Here is a 24,482-nt window from a genome sequence, read left to right on the forward strand (position 1 = left end):
AGTTGACGGGACTTCAGGGGGGACAGTGACGCGTCGTCGGAAGCGGTTAGCGGCGGGCAGAGCGGTCTGCACGGTTCTCACGGCGTTCGGCGTGCTGGCCGGTGCGGCTCTGACGGGGGCGGCACCGGCCGCCGCCGTACGGGACGCCGGCTCGGAGATAGCGCCGGGCGTCACCTACGAGGAGTTCGACCTCCCGGCGGCCAAGGGCGTGACCCACGCCCACCTGCTGGCCGTCGACCTGCGCAACCCGCGCGTACGCCTGGACCTGCTGTACCCGGGCGCGGTGGCCGCCCGGAAGCCCGTTTCCGAGCTGGCCGACTCGGCGGGGGCGGTGGCGGGCGTCAACGGCGACTTCTTCAACATCACCGAGACCCAGCACCCGGGCGTCGAGGCGACGGGCGCCACCGTGGGCCCGGCCATCGCGCACGGCCGGGTGCTGAAGGCCGCGGTGCCGAACGGGCAGCGGTTCGGTCCCGCGCTGCCGCCCGGCACGACCACCGAGGACGTCTTCGGCGTGGGCGTCGACCGGCGGGGCCGCCTGGACCGGCTCGCCCTCCACGGCTCCGTGCGCACGCCGGACGGACGGCTGCCGCTCGGCGGGCTCAACCAGTACGCGCTGCCGGTGGACTCCGTCGGCGCGTTCACCGCGCGGTGGGGCGGCGTCTCCCGGGTGCGCGCCACCTGCGGCACGGACACCGACCGGGCGGCCCCGTGCAGCACGGACACCTACGAGGTGACGGTCCGCCACGGCCGGGTGGTGGCCGCCTCCGACACCCCGGGCGGCGGTCCGATCGCGGCGGGCACCACGGTGCTGGTCGGCCGGGAGGCGGGCGCGCGGCAGTTGCGGAAGCTGTCCACGGGCGAGCGGGTGACGGTACGGCACCAGCTGGTGGCCGCCACGTCCGGGATCCCGTACCGCTTCGCCCTCGGCGGCTATCCGGTGCTGCGCGGCGGGCAGCCGCTGCCCGGCCTCGACCGCACCACCTCGGCGGTGCGCACGGCCGTGGGCGTCATGGGCGGCGGGCGCCGGCTGCTGCTGTTCGCGGTGGACGGCGCCCCGGCGTACCGCAGCGGTCTGACGATCGGCGAAGTCGCCGACGAGATGCGGGCCTTGGGATCGGTCGACGCGTTCAGCCTGGACGGCGGGGGCTCGACCGAGCTGGTCGCCCGCGAGCCGGGCGCGACCACCGTGTCGGTGCGCAACCATCCGAGCGGCGGCGCCGAGCGGCCCGTGCCCAACGGCATCGGGGTCTTCTCGGCGCCGTGACGCGCGGGTGGCTCACGGCCGCAGGCTGCTGACCAGTTCGGCGGTCGCGGTGAGTCCGCTGTGGATGGTGGGGGCCATGCTCGTGCTGGCCAGGTAGAACCCGAGCAGCACACAGACCAGGGCATGGGAGATCTTCAGCGCGCCGTTGCGAATGAAGATCACCGCCATGATCAGGAGCAGCAGCACCACAGAGATGGAAACGGCCATCGCGAACCTCCTCCGCCACATCCATTTCGCGGCGTTCGCCCGCAAGTGTGGCGTAGCGGAGGGTGCGCCCGGTGGGCCGACATGTCCCCCGTTCGTGTGGTGTTTACCGAGTCGGGTGGGCGTCCAGGAACGCCTCCAGTCCGGCCAGGTCGTCGGTGTTGAGGTGGTCGACGTCGGCGGCGAGCAGTTCCGTCCACAGCGCGTCCCGCGCCGGACCGGCCGTGTCGGGGGTGGCCCAGAAGCGGACCCGCCGGCCACGCGCGTGCGCGGCCTTGATGATGCCGCGCAGCTTCTGGCGCTCGGCGTCCGGGAACGGCCCCTCGCCCAGCCAGCTGAAGTTCAGCGTCCAGTTGTCGCTGATCAGCGGGACGAAGGAGGCGGGGGCCGCGCTGCCGAGGTCGGTGAGCCGGCCGTCGTAGAAGGCCCGGCGCACGCTCTGGGCCTCCATGGGGGTACGGGCGGCACGGTCGCCGGAGATCACGGCGGTGACCGGCCCGGGGTGGACGCGGCCGTGGGCGTAGGTGGTGAACAGGTGCTTGTAGCGCTGGAGGTGGCGGTCGAGTTCGAGGTACGTCGAGGAGCCCTCGGTCTTGATGTCGATGAGGAGTTGCAGCGGCCTGCGCGCTCCCCGGTGGACCGAGCCGTGGTTGGCCTTCACCCGGGCGGCGAGCGGGTCGAGGTAGAGGGACTCCAGGGTGCGGGACGGGTCGAGCTGGGTGGCGTCGTGGGCGACGAGGAGCTGGTCGCCCACGAGGAAGATGTCGGCCTCGACGCTGCCGAAGCGGTGGCCGAGGGCGTCGAAGAGGGGGTGGGGGTGCTCGTAGTCGTTGTGGGCGTGGGCGCGCCACAGCGGACGCGGGCCGTGTTTCCGCTCCCCCGCCAGCGCCTGCGCGCCGGGCGGGGCGAGCGAACCCGCGAGGGCGGCGCCGAGGGTGGTGAGGGCTCTGCGGCGGGTGGTGAGGGCCATGCGCTGCCTCCCTGTTAGGCCTTACGGAACCTCAGCGATTGTGCGATCCGTAGGGGGCCAAGGAGCAGTGCTGTGCGGGGAGTTGGCCGGACTGCCGTCGTCTGTTCACTTCTCCCGCGGGATGCGCGCGCAAAAGCCCGCCCCTGGTGGGACGGGCTTCGCGCGGACTTGCCGCGGGCTTTTGCGGGTGTACGTCAGGGGGCGCGCAGGTCGGCCAGTTCGGCCACCGTCTCCCGGTGGGCACCCGCCGTGCCGAGCGCGACCGAGTCCGCCTTGGCCCGCTTGAGGTACAGGTGGACCGGGTGCTCCCAGGTCATCCCGATGCCGCCGTGCAGCTGGAGTGCCTCCTCGGCGGCGTGGACGGCGACGGGGGACGCGTAGCCTTGCGCGACGGCGACCGCCATGTCGGTGTCCTCTCCGGTGGCCAGCGCGTCGGCCGCGGCCCGTGCGGCGGCCCGGAGGCTGACGACCTCCAGCCACAGCTGGGCGAGCCGGTGCTTGAGCGCCTGGAAGCCGCCGACCGGCCGGTTGAACTGCTTGCGCTCCTTCAGGTACCGGACCGTCTCGGTCAACGTCCAGTCCGCGACCCCCAGCTGCTCGGAGGCGAGCAGCCCGGCCCCGGCCCGCAGCGCCCGTCGTACGGCGGGTTCGGCGGCGCCGAGCCTGCGGCCCGCGGCCCCGTCGAAGCGGACGGTCGCGACCGGCCGGGTCAGGTCCAGGGAGGGCTGCGGGGTGACGGTGACGGCGGCGGCGTCCACGGCGTACAGATCGCCGTCGTCGGCGGGCACCAGCAGGACGTCCGCGACAGCCGCGTCCGCGATACCGGTCAACTCGCCGTGCAGGGCGCCGTTTTCCTGCCGTACGGTCTTGACGGCGCCGCCCGGTGCGACCTGCAGCCCGACGGCCAGGACGCCGATCGTCCGGCCGGAGGCCAGCTTGGCGAGCAGCTCGCCGTCGTGGCACTCCAGCAGGGCCTCCGTGGCCACCACCGCGCTGGTCAGGTACGGCACCGGCGCGACCGCCCGCCCCAGCTCCTCCAGGACCACGGCGGCTTCGCGGTGGGTGGCGCCGTGGCCGCCCAGCTTCTCGGGCACCAGCAGGCCCGCCAGGCCCATGCCGTCGGCGAGCGCCTTCCACAGGGCGAGGTCGTGCGGGGCGTCCGACTCCGTGCGAGCGATCACGCCCGCCGCGTCGCAGTGGTCCGTGAGCAGGTCACGGACGGCGGCGCGCAGAGCCTCTTCCTCCTCGGAGTAGAGAAGATCCGGCTGTGTGCTCATCGGGCCAGGTCCTTCCAGGCGACGTCCTTGTCGGTGCGCGGCTCGGTGGGCAGGCCCAGGACGCGCTCGGCGACGATGTTCAGCAGGACCTCGGTGGTCCCGCCCTCGATGCTGTTGCCCTTGGAACGCAGGTAGCGGTAGCCGGCGTCGCGGCCGGTGAAGTCCACCAGCTCGGGGCGGCGCATGGTCCAGTCGTCGTACAACAGGCCCTCCTCGCCCCGCAGTTCGACCTCCAGGCCGCTGATCTCCTGGTTGAGGCGGGCGAAGGCGAGCTTCATGCCGGCGCCCTCGGGGCCGGGCTGTCCGGCGACGAGCTGCTGGCGCAGGCGTTCGGCGGTGAGGCGGGAGACCTCGGCCTCGACCCAGAGCTTCAGCAGGCGCTGGTGGAGGTCGTGGGTGCGCAGCTCCGGGCGTTCGCGCCAGGTCTTCGACACCGGGCCGATCATGCCGCCCTCGCGGGGCAGGCGCATGCCGCCGATGGCGACGCGTTCGTTGTTCAGCGTGGTCTGCGCGACCCGCCAGCCGTCGCCGACCTCGCCGAGGCGGCGGGAGTCGGGGATGCGGACGTCGGTGAGGAAGACCTCGTTGAACTCGGCCTCGCCGGTGATCTGGCGCAGCGGCCGGACCTCGACGCCGGGGTCGGTCATGTCGCAGAGGAAGTAGGTGATGCCCGCGTGCTTGGGCACGTCCGGGTCGGTGCGGGCGATGAGGATGGCCCAGCGGGCGATGTGGGCGCTGGACGTCCACACCTTCTGCCCGTTGACCACCCAGCCGTCACCCTCCTGGACGGCCCTGGTGCGCAGCGCGGCCAGGTCGGATCCGGCGCCGGGCTCACTGAAGAGCTGGCACCAGACCTCCTCCCCCGTCCACAGGGGCCGCAGAAAGCGCCGCTTCTGCTCCTCGGTGCCGTACTTCAGGATCGTCGGCGCCGCCATGCCGAGCCCGATGCCGATGCGCCGGGGGTCGTTGTCGGGGGCGCCCGCGGCCTCCAGCTCGGCGTCCACGACGGTCTGGAGGGAGCGGGGGGCGCCCAGGCCACCGAGCCCTTCCGGGTAGTGCACCCAGGCCAGCCCCGCGTCGAAGCGGGCCCGCAGGAAGTCCAGCCGGTCGGTGGTCGCGGGCGGATGGGCGGCCAGCAACTCCGCCGTACGGCGCTTGAGTTCGGCTGCGTCGGTCATGCGGCGGCTCCGTTCTCCGAAGTGGGATCCAGCGACAGGGAGGGCACGACGGCCACCCGTCCGGTGGTGACGCCGTCGGCGACCCGCTGCACGGCAGCCGCGGCCCCGCTCAGCGGCACCCGCTCGCTGACCAGCGGCTTGACGGCTCCCTGGGCGGCCAGCTCGGTGAGCCGCTCGTGGCAGTGCCGGACCAGCTTGGGGTTCTTGGTGTTGTAGAGGCCCCAGTGCAGGCCGAGGATCGAGTAGTTCTTCACCAGGGCGTGGTTCAGCCCCGGGCTGGGGATGCTGCCGCTGGCGAAGCCTACGACCACGATCCTGCCCTCGAAGGCGACGACCTTGGTGGACTGCGTGTAGGCCTCGCCGCCGACCGGGTCGTAGATCACGTCGGCGCCCCGGCCGCCGGTGGCCTCCTTGACCGTCGCGACGACGTCCTCGGCGCGCCGGTCGATCACCACGTCGCAGCCCAGCTCGCGGGCGACGGCGGCCTTGTCGGCGCCGCCCACCACGCCGATGACGGTGGCCCCGGCCGCCTTGCCGAGCTGCACGGCCGCGCTGCCGACCCCTCCTGCGGCAGCGTGGACGAGCAGTGTCTCGCCGGCCTCCAGAGCGGCCCGCCGGTGCAGGCCGAACCAGCCGGTCTGGTAGCCGATGTGCAGCGCGGCGGCCTCGGCGTCGTCCAGCGATTCCGGTGCGGGCAGCAGGGCGGCGGCGTCGGCGACGGCGTACTCGGCGAACCCGCCGTACGGCAGCGCCGGGTTGGCGAGCACCCGCCGTCCGTCCTCGGTCTCCCCGCAGATCTCCACGCCCGGCGTGAACGGCAGCGGCGGCCGGATCTGGTAGTGGCCCCGGGCCATGAGCACGTCCGGGAAGTTGATGTTGGCGGCGCGTACCTTCAGCAGGATCTGGCCGTCACCGGGCGTGGGGCGCTCCACCTCCTCGAGCCGCATCACCTCGCTCGGCTCACCGTTCTCGTGCACTTGCCATGCCTGCATGCGGGTGCCTCCACGCGACTGCCTCGTCCGACGGGGTTCCTCGCATACTAAGCGGTCGCTTGCCCATCAGGGAACAGTCAGATGCGTCACCCCTGCCGGGGTCGCGCCCGCACGTGCATCCGCTCCCCCTGCGGTCCGAACAGACTGAGGAACTCCACCGGCCCCTCCCCCGTCGACCCGAACCAGTGCGGCACCCGGGTGTCGAACTCGGCGGCCTCCCCGGCCGTGAGCACCACGTCGTGCTCGCCCAGCACCAGCCGCAGCCGTCCGGACAGCACGTACAGCCACTCGTACCCCTCGTGGGTGCGCGGCTCCGGTTCGAGTCTCCGCTGCGGTTCCAGCACCTTGAAGGCCTGGAGCCCGCCGGGCTGGCGGGTCAGCGGCCAGTGGGTGCGCCCGTACCGCACGATCGGCTCGGACCGCACCCGCGGGTCCCCCACCGGTGGCGCGCCGACCAGTTCGTCCAGCGGCACCCGGTGGGCCTGGGCGATCGGCAGCAGCAGTTCGAGGCTGGGCCTGCGCAGGCCGGACTCCAGCCGGGACAGGGTGCTGACGGAGATCCCGGTCGCCTCGGAGAGCGCGGCCAGGGTCACCTCCCGCTCCTTGCGGATGCGCCGCAGCCGTGGACCCACTTCCGCCAGTACGTCATCGGTGGTCATGCCCGACATTGCAGAATCGGCAACGAGGTTTGTCAATACGGCAGAGGCCGGGCGACCGTCTCCGCATGACCGAGAAGAGCGAGAGCACCTACGAAGTGATCGTCGTCGGAGGCGGGGCGGCCGGGCTGTCCGCCGCGCTGGTCCTCGGCCGGTCCCGGCGCCGCACGCTGGTCGTGGACGCGGGCGAGCCGCGCAACGCGCCCGCCGCGCACTTGCAGGGCTATCTGTCACGGGACGGCATGTCTCCGGCCGAGTTCCTGGCCGTGGGCCGCGAGGAGATCGCCCGGTACGGCGTCGCGCTGGTCCGGGACCGGGCGGTGGACGCCGCCAAGGGGACCGGCTTCAGCGTGCGGCTGGAGAGCGGGCGGAGCGTGCACGCCCGGCAGCTGGTGGTCGCCACCGGCCTGAAGGACGAGCTGCCGCCGGTCGCGGGGCTCGCCGAGCGCTTCGGGCGGGACGTGCTGCACTGCCCGTACTGCCATGGCTGGGAGGTGCGCGACCGGGCGTTCGGCGTGCTCGCCACCACCCCCCTGGGCGTCCACCAGGCGCTGATGGTCACCCAGTGGTCCAAGGACGTGACCCTCTTCCTGCACACCGTCGCCGAGGCGGAGCTGTCGGCCGACGACCTGCGCAGGCTGACGGCGGCCGGGGTCCGGGTGGTCCCGGGCGAGGTGGCCGCCGTGGTCGCCGCCGACGACCGGCTCACCGGGGTCCGGCTCGCGGACGGGACGGTGTACGAACGCGACGTGCTGTTCGCCGCGCCGCGTGCCGTCCCGCGGACCGATCTGCTCGCGCGGCTGGGCGCGGAGCTGCGCGAGACGCCCTTCGGCACCTATCCGGTGATCGACGAGCGGGGACTGACCACCGTGCCCGGGCTGTGGGCGGCGGGCAACGCGAGCGGGTTCGCGGAGCAGGTGGTCAACGCGGCCAGTCGCGGCTACCGGGCGGGCGCGGCGATCAACGGGGAGCTGCTCTTCGCGGATCTGGACGCCGCCGCGGGGGTGTAGGCCGGGCGGCCCCGTTGCACCATGGCTGCATGCTGCTGACCCGGCTCGCCCACGTGTCCCGGGAGGTCGCCGCGACAGCGGCGCGGTCCCGGAAGACCGCCCTGCTCGCGGAGCTGTTCCGGGAGGCGGAGGCGGACGACGTGCCGATCGTCATCCCGTATCTGGCGGGACGGCTGCCGCAGGGACGGCTCGGCGTCGGCTGGAAGGTGCTGTCCCGCCGCGTCCCGCCCGCCACCGAGCCGTCCCTCACCGTCCGCGAGGTCGACGCCCGGCTCACCGGGCTCGGCGAGGTCTCCGGGCCCGGTTCCCAGGCGGAGCGGGCGCGGCTGGTCGGCGAGCTGATGGGCGCGGCCACCGAGGAGGAGCAGCGCTTCCTGTTCGGGCTGATCACCGGCGAGGTGCGGCAGGGCGCCCTGGACGCCGTCGCCGTGGAGGGGCTGGCCGGGGCGACCGGTGCGGACGCGGCGGACGTACGGCGGGCGGTGATGCTCGCCGGTTCGCTGCAGACGGTCGCCGAGGCCCTGCTCGCCGAGGGGCCCGGGGCGCTGGACCGCTTCCGGCTCACCGTCGGCCGTCCGGTACTGCCGATGCTGGCGCACAGCGCCTCCTCGGTCGCCGAGGCGGTGCAGAAGCTGGGCGCCTGCGCGGTGGAGGAGAAGCTGGACGGCATCCGCGTGCAGGTCCACCGGGACGGGCCCACCGTACGGGTGGTCACCCGCACCCTGGACGACATCACCGACCGGCTGCCCGAAGTCACCTCCGCCGCGCTGGAGTTGGCGGGCGAGCGGTTCATCCTGGACGGCGAGGTGATCTCCTTCGACACGGCCGGCCGGCCCCGCTCCTTCCAGGAGACGGCGGGCCGGGTCGGCTCCCGGGCGGACGTGGTGAAGGCGGCCCAGGAGGTGCCCGTCTCCCCCGTCTTCTTCGACGCGCTCGCGGTCGGCGGGCGCGACCTGCTCGACCTGCCGTTCGCCGAACGGCACGCGGAGCTGGCCCGGCTGGTGCCCGGGCCGATGCGGGTCCGGCGCACGCTGGTGTCCGGGCCGCAGGACGTCGCCGAGGCGGAGCGGTTCCTCGCCGACACCCTGGCGCGCGGCCACGAGGGCGTGGTGGTCAAGTCCCTGGACGCCGCCTACAGCGCGGGCCGGCGGGGCGCGTCCTGGCTGAAGGTCAAGCCCGTGCACACCCTCGACCTGGTCGTCCTGGCCGCCGAGTGGGGGCACGGCCGCCGCACCGGCAAGCTGTCCAACCTCCACCTCGGCGCCCGCACCCCGGACGGCGGTTTCGCCATGCTCGGCAAGACCTTCAAGGGCATGACCGACGCGATGCTCACCTGGCAGACCGGCCGGCTGACGGAGCTGGCCGTCGAGGAGCACGGCTGGGGGGTGACCGTACGCCCCGAACTCGTCGTGGAGATCGCCTACGACGGCCTGCAACGCTCCACCCGCTACCCGGCCGGTGTGACCCTCCGCTTCGCCCGCGTGGTCCGCTACCGTGACGACAAGCGCCCCGAGGAGGCGGACACCGTCGAGACGCTGCTGGCCGCGCATCCGGAGGTGAGGCCGTGAGCCCGACCGCGCCGAAACGCAGCGCCGGACTGCTGTTGTTCCGGCACACGGGCGACGGCCTGGAGGTGTTGCTCGGGCACATGGGCGGCCCGTACTTCATGAAGAAGGACGCCGGCGCCTGGACCGTCCCCAAGGGCGAGTACGAGCCCGGTGAGCCCGCCTGGGACGCGGCCCGCCGGGAGTTCCGGGAGGAGCTCGGTCTGCCGCCGCCCGACGGGCAGGCCGTAGCGCTGGGCGACGTCCGGCAGACCAACGGCAAGATCGTCACGGCCTGGGCGGTCGAGGCCGACCTGGACCCGGAGACGATCGACCCGGGCACCTTCACGATGGAGTGGCCGCCGCGGTCGGGCCGCGTAGGGGAGTTCCCCGAACTGGACCGCGTGGCCTGGTTCGGTCTGGACCGGGCCCGTGGGGTGATCGTTTCGGCGCAGGCCGCGTTTCTGGACCGGCTGGCGGAGCACTCGGCTGACTAGCCGTTCCGCGTTGCGGTGCCCTCCGCCGCGCGGGATGGTCGAAGCAAGCCCGCTCCGAGGGAGGTCAGCCATGCCCATCGCGACGGTGAACCCGGCGAACGGCGAGACGATCAAGACGTACGAGGCCATGGGCGAGGAAGAGCTGGAACGCCGCCTCCAGCTCGCCGAGGCCACCTTCCGTACCTACCGGACGACGGCCTTCGCGGAGCGCGCCCGGCTACTGACCAGGGCCGCCGATCTCCTCGACGAGGACCAGGCGGAGATCGGCCGTGTCATGACCACCGAGATGGGCAAGCCGGTCAAGCAGGCCCGCGCGGAGGCCGCCAAGTGCGCCAAGGCGATGCGCTGGTACGCCGAGCACGCCGAGGGACTGCTCGCCGACGAGGAGGCGGCCGGGCAGGACGTGGCGGACTCCGGGGCCTCCCGGGTGCGGGTACGCTACCGGCCGCTCGGTCCGGTGCTCGCCGTGATGCCCTGGAACTTCCCGCTGTGGCAGGTGGTCCGCTTCGCGGCCCCGGCCCTGATGGCGGGCAACGTGGGCCTGCTCAAGCACGCCTCCAACGTCCCGCAGACCGCCCTCTACCTGGAGGACCTGTTCCACCGGGCGGGCTTCACCGAGGGCTGTTTCCAGACCCTGCTGATCGGCTCCGGGGCGGTCGACGACATCCTGCGCGACGACCGCGTGAAGGCGGCCACACTCACCGGCAGCGAGCCCGCGGGCCGGGCGGTCGCCTCCACCGCCGGGGAGATGATCAAGAAAACGGTGCTGGAACTCGGCGGCAGCGACCCGTTCGTCGTGATGCCGTCCGCCGACATCGACCGCGCCGCCGAGGTCGCGGTGACCGCGCGGGTGCAGAACAACGGGCAGTCCTGCATCGCGGCGAAGCGGTTCATCGTGCACACCGACGTGTACGACCGCTTCGCCGAACGGTTCGTCGAGGGCATGAAGGCGCTCAAGGTCGGCGACCCGCTGGAGGAGGACACGGAAGTCGGGCCGCTCGCCAGCGAGCGCGGGCGGGCCGACCTGGAGGAGCTGGTCGACGACGCCCGGCGCGGCGGGGCCCGCGTACTGTGCGGCGGCGAACGGCCGGAGGGGCCCGGCTGGTACTACCCGCCGACCGTCCTGGCCGGCATCGACCGCGAGATGCGCATCCACCGCGAGGAGGCGTTCGGACCGGTGGCGACCCTGTACCGGGCCGGTGACCTGGACGAGGCGGTGCTCATCGCCAACGACTCGCCGTTCGGCCTGAGTTCCAACGTATGGACCCGCGACGAGGCCGAGGTGGACCGGTTCGCACGGGATCTGGAGGCCGGCGGCGTGTACGTCAACGGCATGACGGCCTCCCACCCGGCCTTCCCGTTCGGCGGTGTGAAGCGGTCCGGGTACGGGCGTGAGCTGTCCGGGCACGGAATCCGCGAGTTCTGCAACATCACCACGGTTTGGCAGGGTGCGTGACACTTCCGCGGCTACGATCCCGTCTGTGAACCGCGAAGTGACTCTGCCTCTGATCGTCGACGACCGCGGTACCTTGCAGGTGTCCGCGGCCGAAGTGAGCAAGCTGCTGCGGACGGTGGGCGGGCGCTGGCTGCGCCTCGTGGAGGCCGGGGAGGACGGGCTCGACGAGGACACCGTCGCCGCCTTGACCATCGAGCTCGCGAAGCTCGCCGACCGGATCGACGTGGCCTGCATCGCGCACAGCAGCGGGCAGCACGGCTAGGACCTGGCCCAGGCCCCCGTCTGGAGTAATCCGACGCGAGATCGTCGCCCTCCCGGGTGATCGTGGATGAACCACCTCCTGAGGTGAACCACCTTCTGACCGGCGGGCGCCTGCCTGCCGGACGGCGAAAGCAGGCACGGTTCATGGCGACTTTGTGCAGACCCTCGGTGTCGGTTCCGGAGCACGTGATCACGATGGAGGAGACGCTGGAGCTGGCGCGCTCCCGCCACGCGGACCACCCACAGCTGCCCCTGGCCCTCCGGCTGATCGAGAACACGGGCGTGAAGACCCGGCACATCGTGCAGCCGATCGAGGAGACCCTCAAGCACCCGGGCTTCGAGGAGCGCAACAAGCTCTACGAGGCCGAGGCCAAGGCCCGGGTCCCCGCGGTGATCCAGCGCGCGCTCGACGACGCGGAACTGCTCACCACCGACATCGACGTGATCATCTTCGTCTCGTGCACGGGCTTCATGATGCCCTCGCTCACGGCGTGGCTGATCAACGAGATGGACTTCGACAGCACCACCCGGCAGATACCCATAGCCCAGCTGGGCTGCGCGGCCGGCGGCGCCGCGATCAACCGGGCCCACGACTTCTGCACGGCCTACCCCCAGGCCAACGCGCTGATTGTGGCCTGCGAGTTCTGCTCGCTGTGCTACCAGCCCACCGACATCGAGATCGGCACCCTGCTCTCCAACGGCCTGTTCGGGGACGGCATCGCCGCCGCCGTGGTCCGGGGCAGGGGCGGCACCGGCGTCGAACTCGAGCGCAACGGCTCGTACCTGATCCCCAAGACCGAAGAGTGGATCATGTACGACGTCCGGGCCACCGGCTTCCACTTCCTGCTGGACAAGCGGGTCCCGGCGACGATGGAGCCGCTCGCCCCGGCACTGCAGAACCTGGCCGGCCTGCACGGCTGGGACGCGGCCGACCTGGACTTCTACGTCGTCCACGCGGGCGGCCCCCGAATCCTCGACGACCTCAGCAAGTTCCTTCAGGTCGACCCGCACGCGTTCCGGTTCAGCCGGGCCACCCTCACCGAGTACGGCAACATCGCCAGCGCCGTGGTGCTGGACGCGCTGCGCCGGATGTTCGACGAGGGCGGCGCCGAGCACCGGGCGCGCGGGCTGCTCGCCGGGTTCGGTCCCGGCATCACCGCGGAGATGACGCTGGGCCGCTGGCGCGGCGCGGACGAAGAGCCTGCGGCATGACCGAGGAGACGCTCACCGACACGCTCCCCGGGCCCCTGCCCCCGGTCCGGCCCTGGCCGGCGCTCGATCTGACCGGGGTGGACTTCGACCCGGTGCTGACCGAGCTGATGCGCGAGGGCCCGGTCACCCGCATCCAGTTGCCCAACGGGGAGGGCTGGGCGTGGCTCGTCACCCGGTACGACGACGTCCGCATGGTGGCCAACGACCCCCGGTTCAGCCGCGAGGCGGTCATGGACCGGCAGGTCACCCGGCTCGCCCCGCACTTCATCCCGAGCCGGGGCGCGGTCGGCTTCCTGGACCCGCCCGACCACACCCGGCTGCGCCGCTCGGTCGCCGCCGCGTTCACCGCGAAGGGTGTGGAACGGGTCCGCGACAGGGCCCGGGGCATGCTGGACGAACTGGTCGACGAACTCCTCCAGGACGGCCCGCCGGCCGACCTCACGAGTGCGGTGCTCGGCCCGTTCCCCATCGCGGTGATCTGCGAGCTGATGGGCGTCCCGGCGGCCGACCGGCACGACATGCACACCTGGACCCAGCGCATCCTGTCCTCCTCGCACGGCAAGAAGGTCAGCGAGCAGGCCAGGGACGAGATGGGCGCGTACTTCGCCGACCTCATCGGCCTGCGCGAGGGCGGTACGGCCGAGGACGTCACCTCGCTGCTGGGTGCGGCCCTGGGCCGCGGCGAGGTGACGCTGGAGGAGGCCGTCGGGCTCGCGGTGCTGCTGCAGATCGGCGGTGAGGCGGTCACCAACAACAGCGGGCAGCTGTTCTACCTGCTGCTGACCCACCCCGACCTGGCCGAACGGCTGCGCGCCGAGCCGGAGATACGCCCCCGGGCCATCGACGAGCTGCTGCGCTACATCCCGCACCGCAACGCGGTCGGCCTGTCCAGGATCGCCACCGAGGACGTGGAGATCCGGGGCGTGACGATCCGCGCCGGCGACCCGGTCTATGTGTCGTATCTGGCCGCCAACCGCGACCCGGACGTCTTCCCCGACCCGGAGACGATCGACTTCTCCCGCGATCCCAACCCGCACGTGGCGTTCGGCTTCGGCCCGCACTACTGCCCGGGCGGCATGCTGGCGAGGCTGGAGTCCGGGCTGCTGGTGGACGCCCTGCTGGACCGGGTGCCGGGTCTGCGGCTCGCCGTACCACCGGACCAGGTGCCCTTCCGCAAGGGCGCGTTGATCCGCGGTCCCGAGGCCCTCCCGGTGACCTGGTGAGGGACCGATGACGGCGACCGACGGGCTGCTCGTGCCACCGGGCCACGGCCGGGTGGTGCACACGCCCGCCCAGCGCGTGACCTTCAAGGTGACCGGCACCCACTCGCGGATGGCCTCCACCTTCGAGGTGGAGGTCCCGCCGGGCTTCGACGTGGGCGCCCATGTGCACACCCGCAGCGAGGAGTTGTTCTACGTGCTGGAGGGCGAGCTGGACGTGCTCGCCTTCGAGCCGCGGGTGCGCACGCCCGACAACTGGCGGAAGTGGCAGTCCCGTTCGGGCGGCGGAGTGGTACGGGCGACACCGGGCACGGTCATCGTCGTACCCCCCGGCTGTCCGCACGCCTTCGCCAATCCGACGGAGGCACCCGCGAAGATGTTCTTCCAGGCGTCTCCGCCCCCGGACCACGAGCGCTACTTCGAGGAGTTGCTGGAGATCCTGGGGAACGGTGGCCCGCCGGATCACGAGGCCATCGAGGCACTCCGCGGGCGCTACGACATCGAGCAGCTCACACCGCTGCGGCACCGGTGAGCCGCCCCGCCCGCTACCGGATCGGCATCCCCGACAGGGTCCGCGCGATCACCAGCCGCTGGATCTCGCTCGTCCCCTCGAAGATCGTATAGATCGCGGCATCCCGGTGCATCCGCTCCACCGGATACTCCCGCGTGTACCCGTTGCCGCCCAGGATCTGGATCGCCTGCGCCGTGACCTTCTTCGCGGTCTCACTGGCGAAGAGCTTCGACATCGACCCCTCGGCGGCGGTGAACGGCCTGCCGTTGACCGCCATCCAGGACGCGCGCCACACCAGCAGCCGGGCCGCGTCGATGGACGTACGCATGTCCGCGAGCTGGAAGGCCACGCCCTGGTTGTCGATGATCGGCCGCCCGAACTGCTCACGGGTCCTGGCGTAGTCGAGGGCGACCTCGTACGCGGCCCGGGCGGTGCCCACGGCCATCGCTCCCACGGCCGGACGCGAGGCCTCGAACGTGGCCATCGCCGCGTTCTTCACCCTCCCCGTCCCGCCCGCCTTGGCCCGCTCCCGGGCCCGGGCCAGCCGCTCGTCCAGCTTCTCCTTGCCGCCGAGCAGGCAGGAGCCGGGGACGCGCACGTTCTCCAGGACGACCTCGGCGGTGTGCGAGGCGCGGATGCCGTGCTTCTTGAACTTCTGGCCCTGGGACAGACCCGGCGTGTTCGGCGGGACGATGAAGGAGGCGTGGCCCTTGGAGCCGAGTTCCGGGTCGACCACGGCGACGACGACGTGGACGTTGGCGATACCGCCGTTGGTCGCCCAGGTCTTCGTACCGTTGAGCACCCACTCGTCCTTGGCCTCGTCGTACACCGCACGCGTGCGCATGGAGGCCACGTCGGAGCCGGCGTCGGGCTCGGAGGAGCAGAAGGCGGCCACCTTTACATCATCGGCGTCGCCGTACATCTGGGGGATCCAGGTGCCGATCTGCTCCTCGGTTCCGTTGGCGAGAACGCCCACGGCGGCCAGGCCGGTGCCCACAATGGACAGGGCGATGCCCGCGTCGCCCCAGAACAGCTCCTCCATGGCCATCGGGATACCGAGCCCGGTGGGATCGAAGTACTGCTGCGCGTAGAAGTCGAGGGAGTAGATGCCCACCTTCGCGGCCTCCTGGATGACCGGCCAGGGAGTCTCCTCACGCTCGTCCCATTCGGCGGCCGCGGGCCGGATGACGTCGGCGGCGAAGCCGTGCAGCCAGTCCCGGACCTCCTTCTGTTCGTCGTTGAGCTCCATGGTGAACTCGGCCATGTCCCCTCCAGCGGCGGCACGTACATGTTACTAGCGGTAACACGAGTCTGTTACCGGCCGGTAGGAAAAGTCAACTCCCGACGGCCCGTCGGCATCCCGTTCGATGTCAGGGCCATAGTCAGTGTTAGTTTGCGCAGGCGTCACCGAATCAGACGGGTGGGGAGAGCACATGGACACCACACAGCGGACCGATCAGCAGCGGGCCGCCGACCGCAGACGGCGCGAGCTGCTGGAGGCCGCCGACCGGGTGGTGCTGCGCGACGGGCCGCAGGCCTCGATGAACGCCATCGCGGCGGAGGCCGGCATCACCAAGCCGATCCTGTACCGCCACTTCGGCGACAAGGGCGGTCTTTACGCCGCCTTGGCCAAACGGCACACCGACGCCCTGCTCGACTCGCTGCGGGCCGCGCTGGACGCTCCCGCCGACCGGCGGGAGCGGGTGGAGGCCACGCTGGACACCTACCTCGCCGCGATCGAGGCACGGCCCCAGGTCTACCGGTTCCTGATGCACCCCTCGGAGGGCGGTCAGGGGGGTGACCAGGGATTCGACGTCGGCAAGCACTCCGCTCCGCTGCTTCGGCGGATGGGCGAGGAGCTGGCCCAGGTCATCGAGGACCGGCTGGATCTGGGGCCGGGCAGTCAGCAGCTTGCCCGGGTCTGGGGGCACGGGATCGTCGGCATGATGCATGCGGCGGGTGACTGGTGGCTTGGCGAACGCCCCTGCTCGCGGGCGGAGTTGGTACGCAGCCTGGCCGACCTGCTGTGGGGCCGCCTGGCGGCGGCGGGGGACAAGATGGGCGGCCCGGGGTTCTGAGGGACCCCGCACGGCTCATCGCCCCCAGGACGCCCGCGCCACCTGCCGCATCAGCCGACGATGCCGCCAGCCCGTCAGGTGGTCCGCGTACACCCTGCCCTCCAGGTGGTCGCACTCGTGCTGCAAGCACCTGGCGAAGAACCCCGTGCCGTGGACGGTGACCGGCTCCCCCGTCACCGTGAAGCCCTCGACGACCGCGTGGTCGTACCGCTCCGTCCCCGCCTCCAGCCCCGGCAGGGACAGACAGCCCTCCGGACCGCGGATCACCACGCCGTCGGCCTCCACCAGCCGTGGGTTCACCACATGGCCGAGGTGGCGCACGTCCTCGTCGTCGGGGCAGTCGTAGACGAAGACCCGTACCGGCTCGCCGATCTGGTTCGCCGCCAGGCCCACCCCTCGCGCCGCGTACATCGTCGCGAACAAGTCCTCCACGAGCCGCGCCAGTCCGGGACCGAAGTCGCCGACCTCCGCGCAGGGCGCGTGCAGCACCGGGTCGCCGAGCAGGGTGAGAGGCCGGACGCGCCCGCGGGCGCCCGGGATGGAACCTAGTCGCATGGCGGCAAGGGTACGGTTCCTTCGGCCCATGCCCGTCGCGCTGTCGTGGGCCGCGGTTCGGGCATGTGAGTGGATCTCGATAGGCTGAGGCCACACCACGTTGCCGGTTGGCTTCAGGCGCGGCGCGTACGCAAGGAGGATCGAGAACTGATGGCAGGCAACTCGGACCCGCTCACGCCGCGGGCCAAGCTGGCCGTGACCGCGGGCAAGGCGGTCGCGGCGGCGTCCCGAGCGGCGGGGCGCGGCAGCGGATCGGTGATCGGTGGCCGGGTCGCGCTGAAACTCGACCCCGACCTCCTCGGACGGCTCGCCCAGAACCTGGACGTCGTCCTGGTCTCGGCGACCAACGGGAAGACCACGACCACCCGGCTCATCGCGGAGGCGCTGCGGGCCGCCGGCCCGGTCGTGTCCAACGCGCTGGGCGCCAACATGCCGGCCGGCATCACCTCGGCACTGGCGGGCGGTTCGGAGTCCAAGTTCGGCGTGATCGAGGTCGACGAGAAGTACCTGGCCGGTGTGGCCCGGGACACCTCTCCCAAGTGCATCGCGCTGCTCAACCTCTCCCGCGACCAGCTCGACCGTGCCGCCGAGACCCGGATGCTGGCCGAGAACTGGCGCGAGGGCCTGGCCGGCTCCAAGGCCGTCATCGTCGCCAACTGCGACGACCCGCTGGTGGTGTGGGCCGCGTCCTCCTCCCCCAATGTGATCTGGGTCGCGGCCGGGCAGATGTGGAAGGACGACGCCTGGTCCTGCCCGTCCTGCGGCGGTGTGATGCAGCGGCCGGGCGACGACTGGTTCTGCGGCGAGTGCGGCTTCCGCCGTCCCACGCCGAGCTGGGCGCTGTCCGGGGACCACGTCCTCGACCCGCACGGCTCCGCCTGGCCGATCCACCTCCAGCTGCCGGGCCGCGCCAACAAGGCGAACGCCACGTCCTCCGCGGCCGTCGCCGCCGTTTTCGGGGTGCCGCCGCAGGTCGCCCTGGAGCGGATGTACCAGGTGCAGGCGGTCGCGGGACGGTACGACGTCGTGCAGTTCCAGGGCCGTGATCTGCGCCTGCTGCTGGCGAAGAACCCGGCAGGCTGGCTGGAGACGTTCTCCCTGATCGACCCGCCGCCGGCCCCGGTGATCCTCTCCGTGAACGCGCGCGGCGCCGACGGCACCGACACCTCCTGGCTGTGGGACGTCGACTACACGCGGCTGACCGGCCACCCGATCTTCGTCATCGGCGACCGGAAGCTGGACCTCGCGGTGCGTCTGGAGGTCGCGAACCAGCACTTCCAGGTCTGCGAGAACCTGGACCAGGCCGTGCAGCTGTGCCCGCCGGGCCGGGTCGAGGTCATCGCGAACTACACCGCGTTCCAGGACCTGCGCCGCCGCGTCGGCAACTGACCCCTAAGGACGATCACTTGATGAGCGACAACCAACTGCGGCTGGTGTGGATCTACCCCGATCTGCTGAGCACCTACGGCGACCAGGGCAACGCGCTGGTCGTCGAGCGCCGGGCGCGGCAGCGCGGCCTGGACGTGGCCCGGCTCGACGTCCGCAGCGACCAGCCGATCCCGACCTCCGGCGACATCTACCTGATCGGTGGCGGCGAGGACCGGCCGCAGCGGCTCGCCGCCGAGCGGCTGCGCCGTGACGGGCATCTGTACCAGGCGGTGCAGAACGGCGCGATCGTCTTCGCGGTGTGCGCCGGCTACCAGATCCTCGGCCACGAGTTCGTCAACGACCTCGGCCAGCGCGAGCCCGGCCTCGGCCTGCTCGACGTGACCACGGTGCGCGGCGAGGGCGAGCGGTGCGTCGGCGACGTCCTCGCGGACATCGACCCGCGCCTGGGCCTGCCCCAGCTGACCGGCTTCGAGAACCACCAGGGCCACACCCAGCTCGGCCCCACCGCCCGCCCCTTCGCCAAGGTCCGCATGGGCAAGGGCAACGGCACGGGTGACGGCACCGAGGGCGCGTACAACGACACGGTCTTCGGTACGTACATGCACGGGCCCGTCCTCGCCCGCAACCCGCAGATCGCCGACCTGCTGCTGAAGCTGGCGCTGGACGTGAACGCGCTGCCGCCGATCGACGACCGGTGGTACGAGGCGCTGCGCGAGGAGCGCATCGCGTCGGCGCAGCAGCCTGCGTGAACCGTCCGGTCAAGAGGCACTGAAGGCGCCCTCTAGCGCCCTCGGTCAGGGTGGTCCGTGGGCCCGCCTGACGGCTCGTCCGCTCACATGTGCGGGCGAGTCCAGCAGGCGGACGCCCGCTACGGAGCCACCCCCTCACGCCGGTAGGGTGGCCGGGATCCAGCCGGACAGCGTGGTCCGGTTTCCCGGCCCACGTCGAGAAGGTATTTCGGGCTATGCGCATTGGTGTCCTCACGTCCGGCGGCGACTGCCCCGGCCTGAACGCCGTCATCCGGTCCGTCGTGCACCGTGCCGTGGCCGACCACGGCGACGAGGTCATCGGGTTCCGGGACGGCTGGAAGGGCCTCCTGGAGTGCGACTACCTCAAGCTCGACCTCGACGCCGTCGGCGGCATCCTGGCGCGCGGCGGCACCATCCTGGGCTCCTCCCGGGTCCGCCCGGAGCATCTGCGGGACGGTGTGGCGCGGGCCAGGGGTCATGTCGCGGAGCTCGGGCTGGACGCGATCATCCCGATCGGCGGTGAGGGCACCCTCAAGGCGGCCCGCCTGCTGTCGGACAACGGCCTGCCCATCGTGGGCGTGCCCAAGACCATCGACAACGACATCGCGGTCACGGACGTCACCTTCGGCTTCGACACGGCCGTCGGCGTCGCCACCGAGGCCCTGGACCGGCTGAAGACCACCGCCGAGTCCCACCAGCGTGTGCTGATCGTGGAGGTCATGGGCCGCCACACCGGCTGGATCGCGCTGCACTCCGGCATGGCGGCCGGCGCCCACGCCATCGTCGTACCGGAGCGCCCCTTCGACATCGAGGAGCTGACGCGGAAGGTCGGCGAGCGGTTCGAGGCGGGCAAGCGGTTCGCCATCGTGGTGGCGGCCGAGGGTGCCAAGCCGAAGGCCGGCTCCATGGAGTTCGACGAGGGCGGCAAGGACATCTACGGCCACGAGCGGTTCGCCGGGATCGCCCGGCAGCTCTCCGTCGAGCTGGAGCAGCGGCTGGGCAAGGAGGCGCGGCCGGTCATCCTGGGGCACGTCCAGCGCGGCGGGACGCCGACCGCGTACGACCGCGTGCTGGCCACCCGGTTCGGCTGGCACGCGGTGGAGGCCGTGCACCGCGGGGAGTTCGGCAAGATGACCGCGCTGCGCGGGACCGACATCGTGATGGTGTCGCTGGGCGAGGCCGTGGAGACGCTGAAGACCGTGCCGGAGAACCGGTACGAAGAGGCGGAGTGCGTCCTGTAGGCCAGCTGAGCCGAAGCCGCCCCCGGTCACAGCGGTGACCGGGGGCGGTTCTACTCTTGGGGGCGGACAGAAACCGTACAACCCCCACGAATCAGGAGCCGGCGGATGGATCACGGCGGGCACGGCATGATCATGGATCTGCCGCCGTTCACGCTGGGGCGGGGTCTTCAGTGGTCGGCGGACCCGTTCTTCCTCGTCGCCTGCCTGGTGGGGCTGGGGCTGTACGGCTGGGGCGTCGTGCGGCTGCGGCGGCGCGGTGACGCGTGGCCGGCCGGCCGGACGGTGTCGTACGTCGTCGGTGTGCTGACCATCGGGCTGATGATGTGCACCAGGCTGAACGACTACGGCATGATCATGTTCAGCGTGCACATGGTGCAGCACATGGTGATCAGCATGCTGTCGCCGATCCTGATCCTGCTGGGCGCCCCGGTCACGCTCGCGCTGCGCGCGCTGCCGGCCGCGGGCCGGGGCCGCAGGGGTCCGCGCGAGCTGCTGCTGGCGCTGCTGCACAGCCGGTACATGCGGGTGATCACGCACCCGGTGTTCACGATCCCGCTGTTCATCGCGAGCCTGTACGCGCTGTACTTCACGCCGATCTTCGACTTCCTGATGGGCTCGAAGACGGGGCATGTCGCGATGATGGTGCACTTCCTCGCGGTGGGCGTGGTGTTCTTCTGGCCGATCATCGGAGTGGACCCGGGGCCGCACCGGCCGGGGTACCTGATGCGGATGCTGGAGCTGTTCGCGGGCATGCCGTTCCACGCGTTCTTCGGGATCGCGCTGATGATGGCCTCGACGCCGATGGTGGAGACCTTCAGGAACCCGCCCGCCTCGCTCGGTATCGACGCGCTCGCCGACCAGAACGCGGCCGGCGGCATCGCCTGGGCGTTCAGCGAGATCCCGTCCGTGCTGGTGCTGATCGCGCTGCTGTTCCAGTGGTACGGCTCGGAACAGCGGCAGGCCAGGCGCAAGGACCGGGCGGCCGACCGGGACGGGGACCAGGAGCTGGAGGCGTACAACGCCTATCTTGCCTCTCTGAACACGCGAGAGGGCTGAGAAAGCGGGGATCGCGGGGCACCATGGAGGGACGGACCCTGAGGAGGCTGGTGCGATGCCCGGTTCCACGAACGGTTCCACGAAGACCATGGGGGTGCTCACCATCGGCGGACTCGTCGTGGTGACGGCCTACACGGTGGCGCTCGGCAGCAACGGCTGGCTGTGGTTCGGCTGGGTCGTGCTCGGGCTGCTCACGATCGCCATGATCATGACCCGGAGCACCTGAGCGTCCCGCGGTCACCCGGTGAGCCGGCCCGCGGAGTGCACGCCCGGCTGGTATTTCGGCAGCCGGGCGGTGATCTTCATGCCCGCGCCGACCGCGGTCTCGATGACGAGGCCGTGGTCGTCGCCGTAGACCTGGCGGAGCCGGTCGTCGACGTTGGACAGGCCGATGCCGCCCGAGGGGCCGACCTCGCCGGCGAGGATGCGGCGCAGCAGCGCGGGGTCCATGCCGACACCGTCGTCCTCGATGACGACCAGCGCCTCGGCGCCCGCGTCCTGCGCGGTGATCTGGATGTGGCAGGCGTCGGCCTTGCCCTCCAGGCCGTGCTTGACGGCGTTCTCCACGAGGGGCTGCAGGCACAGGAAGGGCAGGGTGACCGGCAGCACCTCGGGGGCGATCTGCAGGGTGACGGAGAGGCGGTCGCCGAAGCGGGCCCGCACCAGCGCCAGGTAGTGGTCGATGGCGTGGAGTTCGTCGGCGAGGGTGGTGAAGTCGCCGTGCCTGCGGAACGAGTACCGGGTGAAGTCGGCGAACTCCAGGAGTAGTTCACGGGCGCGCTCGGGGTCGGTGCGGACGAACGAGGCGATCACCGCGAGCGAGTTGAAGATGAAGTGCGGGGAGATCTGGGCGCGCAGGGCCTTGATCTCGGCCTCGATGAGCCGTGTCCGGGACTGGTCGAGGTCGGCGAGCTCCAGCTGGACGCTCACCCAGCGGGCCACCTCGCCGGCCGCCCGGACCAGGACCGCGGACTCGCGCGGGGCGCAGGCGACGAGGGCGCCGTGCACCCGGTCGTCGACGGTGAGGGGCGCGACCACCGCCCAGCGGACCGGGCAGTCGGGGGTCTCGCAGGTCAGCCGGAACGCCTCGCCGCGGCCGGTCTCCAGCGGTCCCGCCAGCCGTTCCATGATCTCGGCGCGGTGGTGGCCGCCCACGCCGTCCCACACCAGCACCTGCTTGTCGTCGGTCAGGCACAGCGCGTCCGTGCCGAGCAGCGTGCGCAGACCACGGGCCGACTTGCGGGCGGTCTCCTCGGTGAGTCCGGCCCGCAGCGGGGGCGCGGCGAGGGAGGCGGTGTGCAGCGTCTGGAAGGTGGCGTGCTCGACGGGGGTGCCGAGACCGGCCAGACTCTCGGGTCGGGCGGTACGCCGTCCAAGCCAGAACCCGGCCGCCAGCAGCGGCAGCACCGCGACACACAGGCCCGCCAGAAAGCCGCTCACGCCTTCACCTCCGCCCGCAGCTCCTCGGGCAGATGGAAACGCGCCAGCACCGCCGCCGTGCCGGGCGGGACCCGGGACGGGGTGGCCAGGGAGACCAGCACCATGGTGAGGAAGCCCAGCGGCACCGACCACAGGGCGGGCCAGGCGAGCAGGGCGTGCAGTGGGCCGGTGCCGGGGAAGTCGGCCATGGTCGCGGCGACGGCGAAGAAGGCGGAGCCGCCGCCCACCACCATGCCCGCCGCCGCGCCGGGCGGGGTCAGCCGCCGCCACCAGATGCCGAGGACGAGCAGCGGGCAGAAGGAGGACGCGGAGACGGCGAAGGCCAGCCCCACCGCGTCGGCCACCGGCAGGCCGCCCACCAGCATGCTCGCCGCCAGCGGTACGGCCATGGCGAGCACCGTGCCCAGCCGGAAGTGCCGTACCCCGCGCGAGGGCAGCACGTCCTGGGTGAGCACTCCGGCGACCGCCATGGTGAGCCCGGACGCCGTGGACAGGAACGCGGCGAAGGCGCCGCCCGCCACCAGTGCCCCGAGCAGGTCGCCGCCCACCCCGCCGATCATGCGGCCGGGCAGCAGCAGGACGGCGGCGTCCGCGTCGCCGGTGAGGGTGAGTTCGGGGGCGTACAGGCGGCCGAGGGCGCCGTAGACGGGCGGCAGCAGGTAGAAGCCGCCGATCAGGGCGAGCACGGCGACCGTGGTGCGGCGGGCGGCGACGCCGTGCGGGCTGGTGTAGAAGCGGACGACGACGTGCGGCAGGCCCATGGTGCCGAGGAAGGTGGCGAGGATCAGCCCGTACGTGGCGTACAGCGGGCGTTCCTCGCGGCTCGCGGCCAGTGAGGTGGACATGCCGCCGTTGCTGCTCCGGTCTGCGGCGGGGACGGCCGTGCCCCGGGCGAAGGTCAGGCGGGTGCCGCCCTCGACGCGGTGGGTGCCGGCGGGCAGGCGGAGCCGGGTGCCGTCGTGGGCGCGGCCGTCGACCCTGCCGCTGACGGTGACCGTGAGCGGCTTCCCCAGCCGGAGGACGAGGGTGTCCTCGACGCGGACGGTGCGCTGCTCCCGGAAGGCGGCCGGTTCCCCGAAGGCGGGCCGGGGGCCGCCGTCGGTCTGCCAGGCGAGGACGAGGAAGAGGGCGGGGACGAGGAGGGCGGTGAGCTTGAGCCAGTACTGGAAGGCCTGTACGAAGGTGATGCTGCGCATGCCGCCCGCGGCGACGGTGGCCACCACGACCACGGCCACGATGAGCCCGCCGAGCGGGTCGGGGGCGCCGGTGAGCACCGCCAGGGTCAGCCCGGCGCCCTGGAGCTGGGGCAGCAGGTACAGCCAGCCGACGCCGACCACGAAGGCCCCGGCGAGCCGTCGCACGCCCTGTGAGGCGAGCCGGGCCTCGGCGAAGTCGGGCAGGGTGTAGGCCCCGGAGCGGCGCAGTGGGGCGGCGACGAAGAGGAGCAGGACCAGGTAGCCGGCGGTGTAGCCGACCGGGTACCAGAGCATGTCCGGCCCCTGCACGAGGACGAGGCCCGCGATGCCGAGGAAGGAGGCGGCGGAGAGGTACTCCCCGCTGATGGCCGTCGCGTTGAGGCGGGGGCCGACGGTGCGCGAGGCGACGTAGAAGTCGGAGGTGGTGCGGGAGATGCGCAGCCCGAAGGCGCCGACGAGGATGGTCGCGACCACGACCAGGGCGACCGCGGGGACGGCGTAACCGGAGTTCATCGCGCCTCGG

At 72.2% G+C, this 24,482-nt stretch carries 25 protein-coding genes; 15 read left to right on the forward strand and 10 right to left on the reverse strand.

The annotated features are described in order from the left end of the window. Positions 1–25 precede the first annotated feature (25 nt). Positions 26–1,267: a phosphodiester glycosidase family protein gene (locus ACZ7L0_RS23240; protein ID WP_471244430.1), complete on the forward strand. Its 1,242-nt coding sequence runs from the start codon at positions 26–28 to the stop codon at positions 1,265–1,267. A 12-nt stretch (positions 1,268–1,279) separates the two neighbouring features. Here the strand turns inward: ACZ7L0_RS23240 and ACZ7L0_RS23245 are convergent, their stop codons facing one another. The 6 genes from ACZ7L0_RS23245 to ACZ7L0_RS23270 all read right to left on the reverse strand — a co-directional run bounded on the left by ACZ7L0_RS23245 (position 1,280) and on the right by ACZ7L0_RS23270 (position 6,547). Beyond that, positions 1,280–1,474, reverse strand: a complete 195-nt coding sequence (locus ACZ7L0_RS23245; RefSeq protein WP_471244431.1) for a hypothetical protein — start codon at positions 1,472–1,474, stop codon at positions 1,280–1,282. 103 nt (positions 1,475–1,577) lie between these two features. Next, positions 1,578–2,441: a phosphatidylinositol-specific phospholipase C/glycerophosphodiester phosphodiesterase family protein gene (locus tag ACZ7L0_RS23250; RefSeq protein WP_471244432.1), complete on the reverse strand. Its 864-nt coding sequence runs from the start codon at positions 2,439–2,441 to the stop codon at positions 1,578–1,580. A 194-nt stretch (positions 2,442–2,635) separates the two neighbouring features. Then, positions 2,636–3,718, reverse strand: a complete 1,083-nt coding sequence (locus ACZ7L0_RS23255; protein WP_471244433.1) for an acyl-CoA dehydrogenase family protein — start codon at positions 3,716–3,718, stop codon at positions 2,636–2,638. Further along, positions 3,715–4,896 carry an acyl-CoA dehydrogenase family protein gene (locus ACZ7L0_RS23260; RefSeq protein WP_471244434.1) on the reverse strand — a complete coding sequence of 394 codons (1,182 nt, stop codon included), beginning with the start codon at positions 4,894–4,896 and terminating at the stop codon, positions 3,715–3,717. The genes ACZ7L0_RS23255 and ACZ7L0_RS23260 overlap by 4 nt, the downstream gene beginning before the upstream one ends. Further along, the gene (locus ACZ7L0_RS23265; protein WP_471244435.1) at positions 4,893–5,888 is read right to left on the reverse strand and encodes an NADPH:quinone oxidoreductase family protein; all 996 of its coding nucleotides are present in this window, start codon (positions 5,886–5,888) and stop codon (positions 4,893–4,895) included. Before ACZ7L0_RS23265 ends, ACZ7L0_RS23260 begins: the two co-directional genes overlap by 4 nt. Before the next feature lie 86 nt (positions 5,889–5,974). Beyond that, positions 5,975–6,547 carry a helix-turn-helix domain-containing protein gene (locus tag ACZ7L0_RS23270; RefSeq protein ID WP_471244436.1) on the reverse strand — a complete coding sequence of 191 codons (573 nt, stop codon included), beginning with the start codon at positions 6,545–6,547 and terminating at the stop codon, positions 5,975–5,977. A gap of 65 nt (positions 6,548–6,612) precedes the next feature. Between ACZ7L0_RS23270 and ACZ7L0_RS23275 the strand changes: the two genes are divergently transcribed. The 8 genes from ACZ7L0_RS23275 (at position 6,613) to ACZ7L0_RS23310 (ending at position 14,276) form a co-directional block, all read left to right on the forward strand. Next, on the forward strand, positions 6,613–7,554 hold the full coding sequence (locus tag ACZ7L0_RS23275; protein ID WP_471244437.1) for an NAD(P)/FAD-dependent oxidoreductase: 942 nt from the start codon (positions 6,613–6,615) through the stop codon (positions 7,552–7,554). A gap of 29 nt (positions 7,555–7,583) precedes the next feature. After that, positions 7,584–9,122 carry an ATP-dependent DNA ligase gene (locus tag ACZ7L0_RS23280; protein ID WP_471244438.1) on the forward strand — a complete coding sequence of 513 codons (1,539 nt, stop codon included), beginning with the start codon at positions 7,584–7,586 and terminating at the stop codon, positions 9,120–9,122. Continuing rightward, on the forward strand, positions 9,119–9,595 hold the full coding sequence (locus ACZ7L0_RS23285) for an NUDIX hydrolase (protein ID WP_471244439.1): 477 nt from the start codon (positions 9,119–9,121) through the stop codon (positions 9,593–9,595). The genes ACZ7L0_RS23280 and ACZ7L0_RS23285 overlap by 4 nt, the downstream gene beginning before the upstream one ends. Before the next feature lie 70 nt (positions 9,596–9,665). Continuing rightward, positions 9,666–11,051 carry an NADP-dependent succinic semialdehyde dehydrogenase gene (locus ACZ7L0_RS23290; RefSeq protein ID WP_471244440.1) on the forward strand — a complete coding sequence of 462 codons (1,386 nt, stop codon included), beginning with the start codon at positions 9,666–9,668 and terminating at the stop codon, positions 11,049–11,051. A gap of 25 nt (positions 11,052–11,076) precedes the next feature. Then, positions 11,077–11,313, forward strand: coding sequence for a DUF6213 family protein (locus ACZ7L0_RS23295; protein WP_471244441.1), 237 nt, complete (start codon positions 11,077–11,079; stop codon positions 11,311–11,313). A gap of 110 nt (positions 11,314–11,423) precedes the next feature. Next, positions 11,424–12,524 carry a type III polyketide synthase gene (locus ACZ7L0_RS23300; protein WP_471244602.1) on the forward strand — a complete coding sequence of 367 codons (1,101 nt, stop codon included), beginning with the start codon at positions 11,424–11,426 and terminating at the stop codon, positions 12,522–12,524. After that, positions 12,521–13,747 carry a cytochrome P450 gene (locus ACZ7L0_RS23305; RefSeq protein ID WP_471244442.1) on the forward strand — a complete coding sequence of 409 codons (1,227 nt, stop codon included), beginning with the start codon at positions 12,521–12,523 and terminating at the stop codon, positions 13,745–13,747. The genes ACZ7L0_RS23300 and ACZ7L0_RS23305 overlap by 4 nt, the downstream gene beginning before the upstream one ends. 7 nt (positions 13,748–13,754) lie before the next feature. Continuing rightward, complete coding sequence (locus ACZ7L0_RS23310) at positions 13,755–14,276, forward strand: cupin domain-containing protein (RefSeq protein ID WP_471244443.1); 522 nt, start codon at positions 13,755–13,757, stop codon at positions 14,274–14,276. 13 nt (positions 14,277–14,289) lie between these two features. On the opposite strand, the gene ACZ7L0_RS23315 is transcribed toward ACZ7L0_RS23310, so the two are convergent. Beyond that, on the reverse strand, positions 14,290–15,519 hold the full coding sequence (locus tag ACZ7L0_RS23315; protein ID WP_471244444.1) for an acyl-CoA dehydrogenase family protein: 1,230 nt from the start codon (positions 15,517–15,519) through the stop codon (positions 14,290–14,292). A gap of 169 nt (positions 15,520–15,688) precedes the next feature. Here ACZ7L0_RS23315 and ACZ7L0_RS23320 point away from each other — a divergent pair, with 169 nt between their 5' ends. Next, complete coding sequence (locus tag ACZ7L0_RS23320; protein ID WP_471244445.1) at positions 15,689–16,333, forward strand: TetR/AcrR family transcriptional regulator; 645 nt, start codon at positions 15,689–15,691, stop codon at positions 16,331–16,333. A gap of 15 nt (positions 16,334–16,348) precedes the next feature. On the opposite strand, the gene def is transcribed toward ACZ7L0_RS23320, so the two are convergent. Further along, entirely contained in the window at positions 16,349–16,888 is a 540-nt protein-coding gene (gene def, locus ACZ7L0_RS23325) for a peptide deformylase (RefSeq protein ID WP_471244446.1), read from the reverse strand. A 150-nt stretch (positions 16,889–17,038) separates the two neighbouring features. Here def and ACZ7L0_RS23330 point away from each other — a divergent pair, with 150 nt between their 5' ends. The 5 genes from ACZ7L0_RS23330 to ACZ7L0_RS23350 all read left to right on the forward strand — a co-directional run bounded on the left by ACZ7L0_RS23330 (position 17,039) and on the right by ACZ7L0_RS23350 (position 21,549). After that, on the forward strand, positions 17,039–18,277 hold the full coding sequence (locus ACZ7L0_RS23330; RefSeq protein ID WP_471244447.1) for a MurT ligase domain-containing protein: 1,239 nt from the start codon (positions 17,039–17,041) through the stop codon (positions 18,275–18,277). A gap of 20 nt (positions 18,278–18,297) precedes the next feature. Continuing rightward, positions 18,298–19,026 carry a type 1 glutamine amidotransferase gene (locus ACZ7L0_RS23335; RefSeq protein ID WP_471244448.1) on the forward strand — a complete coding sequence of 243 codons (729 nt, stop codon included), beginning with the start codon at positions 18,298–18,300 and terminating at the stop codon, positions 19,024–19,026. 215 nt (positions 19,027–19,241) lie between these two features. After that, entirely contained in the window at positions 19,242–20,267 is a 1,026-nt protein-coding gene (locus tag ACZ7L0_RS23340) for a 6-phosphofructokinase (RefSeq protein ID WP_471244449.1), read from the forward strand. 105 nt (positions 20,268–20,372) lie between these two features. Further along, positions 20,373–21,323 carry a cytochrome c oxidase assembly protein gene (locus ACZ7L0_RS23345; RefSeq protein WP_471244450.1) on the forward strand — a complete coding sequence of 317 codons (951 nt, stop codon included), beginning with the start codon at positions 20,373–20,375 and terminating at the stop codon, positions 21,321–21,323. Between the two features lie 55 nt (positions 21,324–21,378). Continuing rightward, positions 21,379–21,549, forward strand: a complete 171-nt coding sequence (locus ACZ7L0_RS23350; protein WP_471244451.1) for a hypothetical protein — start codon at positions 21,379–21,381, stop codon at positions 21,547–21,549. A gap of 11 nt (positions 21,550–21,560) precedes the next feature. Here the strand turns inward: ACZ7L0_RS23350 and ACZ7L0_RS23355 are convergent, their stop codons facing one another. After that, a complete protein-coding gene (locus ACZ7L0_RS23355) occupies positions 21,561–22,763 on the reverse strand; it encodes a sensor histidine kinase (protein WP_471244452.1) in 1,203 nt (400 codons plus the stop codon). Continuing rightward, the gene (locus ACZ7L0_RS23360) at positions 22,760–24,472 is read right to left on the reverse strand and encodes a sodium/solute symporter (RefSeq protein WP_471244453.1); all 1,713 of its coding nucleotides are present in this window, start codon (positions 24,470–24,472) and stop codon (positions 22,760–22,762) included. The genes ACZ7L0_RS23355 and ACZ7L0_RS23360 overlap by 4 nt, the downstream gene beginning before the upstream one ends. Positions 24,473–24,482 lie beyond the last annotated feature (10 nt).

The sequence above is a fragment of the Streptomyces sp. NPDC039424 genome (genome assembly GCF_055639495.1).